Source organism: Methanotorris formicicus Mc-S-70 (assembly GCF_000243455.1).
Taxonomy (GTDB): Archaea; AGJL01; Methanococci; order Methanococcales; family Methanococcaceae; genus Methanotorris; species Methanotorris formicicus.
The window spans coordinates 1-3,975 of record NZ_AGJL01000083.1 but is presented as its reverse complement, the minus strand read 5'-3'; the positions used below and the strand labels follow the sequence as shown (position 1 = coordinate 3,975).

Sequence of the window (3,975 nt, the reverse complement as noted above, 5' to 3'; positions counted from 1 at the left end):
CGTTGTATGATGTTAAATTTAGGTAAGTTTGTTAATAATGGTTATTACTTCAATTGCTAAAACTTAATAGTATCTAACTATTTCCACATTGTAATTATATATCTAAATGTGTGATGGGAATTAGGGTCATTATATTAAAAAATACTTCAATAAATTTTAAGACAAATACAGCATTTAAGAATTTTGAAATATATAAATAAATTTTAGTAAAATTCGAAATAGTTATATAGTTTTTATTTGGGTGGGATTTTGAGGAAATCTATTCTATTTTTCATATTAATAAATGTTCTGCCAGTGGTTATTGCTGGATGGTATTTATATGAGAATATTGGGGGTGCAAAATCCGTAGATGAGGTTATTGAAAATGCTCCATTCAGTGAATTTGTATATATAGACCATAATATGATTATGGCAGATAAGGATAATATGAACAACCTACCAGGGATTTATAAGAATCTTTTGGTATTTATCAATGGAATCTATGTTGGTAGTAACGAAGAATCTTTTGCTGTAAAGATACCTTTTGCTTCTACATTAAAATACTTTAAAATTAATAACTATACTTACTATAACGGCTGTGTGGTAAAGGGCAATGCCAAATTAAAAAAACCCGCCCCAAATGATTTAATTAAACTTGTACCACAAAGTTTTAAAGATGTTGTTATTTATAGCGAGGATAGTGTTATTGCCGAAATCATTGAAAATAACAAAACCAAATACGTATGGATTTTTAGAAAAAAAGAAAACATTAATGCCAACATAATTAATGCGTATTTTGACGACATCAAAAAAGATAATCCAAACTTACTCAACTATAGTGTTACTGATTATGGGGACAAAATTTATGTGTATTTTGAATACAAAGGACATAGTATAGGTTTACCATTAGTTAAGTGACATTATAACCTTCCATAACTAACAAATAATAATGAAAAAAATAGATATATATTTTATTCTAAACCTCTACTTATTAATAGTACAAAAATGTGATAAAATGAAAGTAGTAATAACAAGACCAAAGGAAAGATCAGGTTATTTTGCTAAGTTATTGGAAGATAATGGCTTTGAGCCAATCTTAATCCCAACATTGGAGTTAATTTACAAAACGGATGTTAAAATTGATGTTGATAACTATGGTTGGATTCTCTTTACCTCCCCGAGTGGTGTAAAAGGATTATATAACATAATAGATGACAAAGAAAAAGAGAAAGTCAAAAATAAAAAAATTGGTGCAATTGGAATTAAAACTGCTAAGGCGTTTGAGAAGTATTTTGGAAAATATCCAGATGTGGTTCCAAAGGAATATACTGCTGAAAGATTGTTGGAGGAGTTAAAGAAAATAATCAATGGAAATGAAAGGTTTTTAATTCCAACGACACCATCAACAAGAGATGTTTTGAAGAACAACTTAAATGTGGATTTACTCTTTGTCTATACCTCAGAGGAACCAAAGGATATAAAGGAAAAATTGGAAAAATTAAAAGAAATAATAAAAGAGGAAAATAGAAAAGATAAAAAGATAATCCTCACATTCACAAGTGGCTTAACCGCAAGGAATTTCTTTAAAAATGTAGATAACGAACTCAAAGAATTATTGAAAAACCAGCATATTGTTGCAATAGGTCCGATAACAAAGAAGGAGATAAATAAATTTGGATTTGATGCATTAACGCCAAAAGAATACACCATTGAGGGGATGTTGGAAGTTATTAAAAATAAATTGGTGAAAGAATGATAAACATCAACGACAAACAAATAATAAAAAAGGCAATAGAAACAATAAACAAACTCTCTCAAAAAGTGGATGATGTTAAGATAATGCATGTTTGCGGTTCTCATGAGCACACAATTTGTAAATATGGAATTAGGGAGGTTTTGCCAGAAAATATAACTGTAATCCCTGGCCCTGGATGTCCTGTTTGTGTCACAACGCAGAAAGAGATAGACACAGCAATATATTTGGCAGAAAATAACTATACAATAACAACATTGGGAGACATGTACAGAGTTCCAGGAAGTGAAAAATCATTAATGGAGGCACAATCAGAGGGGTGTGATGTTAGGATTGTTTATAGCATAAGTGATGCTGTGAAAATAGCAAAGGAAGATAATAAAGTTGTTTTTGTTGCAATAGGTTTTGAAACAACCGCCCCAACAACAGGTGCGGAACTTATAAGTCTCAAAAATAAAAATAAAGATATAAACTTTTATATCTTAAATTGCCATAGACAAACCCCCCCAGTAATGGAATTTTTGTTGAATGAGGGGAATGTTAATTTAGATGGATTTATCTGTCCTGGGCATGTCTCAACAATAACTGGACTAAAGCCCTACTATGAACCATGCAAAAAATACAATGCCCCAATGGTTGTTGCTGGATTTGAGCCAATAGACGTTTTAATGGCAATAATCATGATTTTAAAGCAAATAATAAATAGGGAGGCAAAGGTAGAGAATGAATACAAAAGAGCAGTTAGAGAGGAGGGTAATGTAATAGCCCAAAAAATCATGAATGAGGTTTTTGAACCAATAGACATTCCATGGAGAGGATTCCCAGTTATTAAAAATGGTGGTTTAGGATTGAAAGAAAAATATAAAAAATTTGATATTCTTGAGGTGGAGGAAGTTCCTCCAATAAAGGAGAAGATACCAAAAGGTTGCATCTGTGATAAAATATTGAGAGGGGAAAAGTTTCCAACTGACTGTCCGTTGTTTGGAACTGTATGCACTCCTTTAAATCCTGTTGGAAGTTGCATGGTTTCTGATGAGGGGACATGTAGGATATTTTATAAGTATAGGAAATTAGTATAAGAAACTAAGGGGCATCACCGAGCATCCTTTTTGATGAAACTTTTTTCTAAAAGTTTCTTATATAAGTATGGGAAACTCCAATGAATTAAAAATTTATATATGGGATTTTGATTTTATTATATTGCAAAATTAAAAAGGTGAGAGGATGAAGTTTTTCTTAGACACTGCAAATGTAGAGCAAATAAAAAAGTTTGTTGAATTAGGATTGGTTGATGGAGTCACCACAAACCCAACATTGATATCAAAAGAAGGTAAAGATTTCCACAGTGTTATAAAAGAAATCTGCGAAATTGTTGACGGTCCTGTTAGTGCTGAGGTTGTTTCCTTAGATGCGGAAGGGATGATTAAAGAGGCAAGAGAACTCGCAAGTTTGGCAGATAATGTTGTTATAAAAATACCAATGACAAAAGAAGGAATGAAAGCAGTTAATGTCTTATCAAAAGAAGGAATAAAAACAAACGTTACATTGGTTTTCTCACCATTGCAAGCATTAATAGCAGCAAAGGCAGGAGCAACTTATGTATCTCCATTTGTTGGTAGGTTGGATGACATTGGGCATGAAGGGATGAAGTTGATTGAGGATGTTGTTAAAATCTACAGAAATTATGATATAAAAACAGAGGTTATTGTTGCATCAGTAAGGCATCCAACACATGTTTTAGAGGCAGCGAGAATTGGGGCAGATATTGCAACGGTACCATTTGATGTAATGGATAAGATGTTTAAACACCCATTAACAGACATTGGAATAGAGAGATTTATGAAAGATTGGGAAAACTACTTAAAAAACAAAAAATAAAAAAATAAAGCAAAATAAATAATTATAGTGTTATTTCTTCGAAAACAGGCTTTTCTTTTATAACTTTTGCATATACTGAGACATAATCTTTAATTCCACTCCATTTTATCTTTTTTCCTAAAACTTCTTGGATTTGGAAGATTCCTGCTTCATTTGATAAGGTAATCTCAATATGTATGGGTTTTTTTGTTCCTTCTTTTATATAGGACTTTCGCAAGCATATTCGAATATAATGATATAGCATTTATGATAAGATATTTCTACCACAACATTTTACTATTTTTCGAATAAAAATTGTTTATGGTGAGAATATTCTCAAAAAAGCGAATGCAATTGTTTATATGCTCTTTCTTCTATTGTCAGAG

At 31.3% G+C, this 3,975-nt stretch carries 4 protein-coding genes and 1 pseudogene; 4 read left to right on the top strand and 1 reads right to left on the bottom strand.

What is annotated here, in order from left to right; genetic code table 11:
* The first annotated feature begins 249 nt into the window (after positions 1–249).
* The 4 genes from METFODRAFT_RS09225 (at position 250) to fsa (ending at position 3,610) form a co-directional block, all read left to right on the top strand.
* The gene (locus METFODRAFT_RS09225; RefSeq protein WP_007045346.1) at positions 250–897 is read left to right on the top strand and encodes a hypothetical protein; all 648 of its coding nucleotides are present in this window, start codon (positions 250–252) and stop codon (positions 895–897) included.
* A 97-nt stretch (positions 898–994) separates the two neighbouring features.
* Positions 995–1,735: a uroporphyrinogen-III synthase gene (locus METFODRAFT_RS09220; RefSeq protein ID WP_048115850.1), complete on the top strand. Its 741-nt coding sequence runs from the start codon at positions 995–997 to the stop codon at positions 1,733–1,735.
* Positions 1,732–2,811: a hydrogenase formation protein HypD gene (gene hypD, locus METFODRAFT_RS09215; RefSeq protein ID WP_007045344.1), complete on the top strand. Its 1,080-nt coding sequence runs from the start codon at positions 1,732–1,734 to the stop codon at positions 2,809–2,811. The genes METFODRAFT_RS09220 and hypD overlap by 4 nt, the downstream gene beginning before the upstream one ends.
* Positions 2,812–2,956: 145 nt before the next feature.
* Positions 2,957–3,610 (top strand): fructose-6-phosphate aldolase, encoded by a 654-nt coding sequence (fsa, locus tag METFODRAFT_RS09210; RefSeq protein WP_007045343.1) that lies wholly within the window; start codon positions 2,957–2,959, stop codon positions 3,608–3,610.
* A gap of 22 nt (positions 3,611–3,632) precedes the next feature.
* Here fsa and METFODRAFT_RS09205 read toward each other — a convergent pair.
* Positions 3,633–3,827: pseudogene (locus METFODRAFT_RS09205) on the bottom strand (HD domain-containing protein); the annotation flags it as partial.
* Between the last annotated feature and the right edge of the window lie 148 nt (positions 3,828–3,975).

Bases quoted from the DNA above. Each gene is read 5' to 3' on its own strand.
- METFODRAFT_RS09220 (WP_048115850.1), top strand. From the start codon at position 995: ATGAAAGTAGTAATAACAAGACCAAAGGAAAGATCAGGTTATTTTGCT.
- hypD (WP_007045344.1), top strand. From the start codon at position 1,732: ATGATAAACATCAACGACAAACAAATAATAAAAAAGGCAATAGAAACA.
- fsa (WP_007045343.1), top strand. From the start codon at position 2,957: ATGAAGTTTTTCTTAGACACTGCAAATGTAGAGCAAATAAAAAAGTTT.